Origin of the sequence: Aeromonas sp. (assembly GCF_051657805.1) — a bacterium.
Taxonomy (GTDB): Bacteria; Pseudomonadota; Gammaproteobacteria; order Enterobacterales; family Aeromonadaceae; genus Aeromonas.
Genome location: NZ_JBOFLJ010000042.1, coordinates 1 through 1115 on the forward strand (window position 1 = coordinate 1; position 1115 = coordinate 1115).

At 64.2% G+C, this 1115-nt stretch carries 1 protein-coding gene; it reads left to right on the forward strand.

Annotated elements, in window-relative coordinates; translation table 11 throughout:
• Positions 1 to 349 precede the first annotated feature (349 nt).
• Positions 350 to 1115: ZIP family metal transporter (locus tag ACRCYW_RS14640; protein WP_438550796.1), on the forward strand; the 766-nt coding region annotated here is incomplete at its 3' end.

Here is a 1115-nt window from a genome sequence, read left to right on the forward strand (position 1 = left end):
ACTCCGAGGGATCCAAAGAGCCCGCTCTCTCCGCGTCCAACCTCGGCGGGCTCACGGCGGGCGTCGCCATCATGTACGCAACAGCCCTCCTGGTCAGCGTGTGAGAAACAGCGGTCAGCTTTCAGCGATCAGCCTTCAGCCACGAATAAAAGGCTGATCGCTGAGAGCGGAAGCCGAAGGCTGGAGCGGCCTGAAAGCTGACCGCTCCATTGAAACCCTGGTTTAGCCGGGATAGAGTTTCCTTTTAACCAAAGCTAAATAACAAGGGAGATATGACGGCCGATTACAGTTACAGAAATAGAGCCGGGTGTGTTTCGTCCGGTTGGGAAGAGATGGGGGACGGCCCGTGATGGATGCTTTCGCGGGGTTGCCGCCGGTCGTGCAGGCGTTGCTCGCGACGTTGTTTACGTGGGGGATGACGGCGGCTGGGGCGGCGCTCGTCTTCGGGGCCAAGAACGTGCCGCGCAAGCTACTGGACGCCATGCTCGGGTTCGCGGCTGGCGTAATGATCGCGGCCAGTTTCTGGTCGCTTCTGGCGCCTTCCATAGAGCTCTCCGAGGGTGGTGAGTTGCCCGTGTGGGTACCGCCCATAATCGGGTTTCTGGCAGGCGGTGTCTTCCTGCGGCTGTTGGACAAGGCGCTGCCGCATCTGCATCCTGGGATGAAGATCTCCGAGGCCGAGGGGCCGCACACGAGCTGGCGCCGCAGCGTGTTGCTCGTCTCGGCCATAACGCTCCACAACATCCCCGAAGGACTGGCCGTCGGGGTGAGCTTCGGGGCCGTGGGGCTGGGTCTCACGCAGGGCATACCGGGCGCCACCCTCGGCGGGGCCATAGCGCTCGCCATAGGCATCGGGCTCCAGAACTTCCCTGAGGGCACGGCGGTCTCGATGCCCCTCAGGCGCGAGGGAATGAGCCGGGGCAGGAGCTTCTTCTACGGCCAGCTCTCGGGCGTGGTCGAGCCCGTGGCGGCGGTCATCGGGGCCTCCGTGGTGCTTATGGCCCAGCCCATACTGCCCTACGCCCTCGCCTTCGCGGCGGGCGCCATGATCTTCGTGGTGGCCGAAGAGCTGATCCCGGAGGCCAAACGCGGCAGCCCCGATATCGCCGCCATGT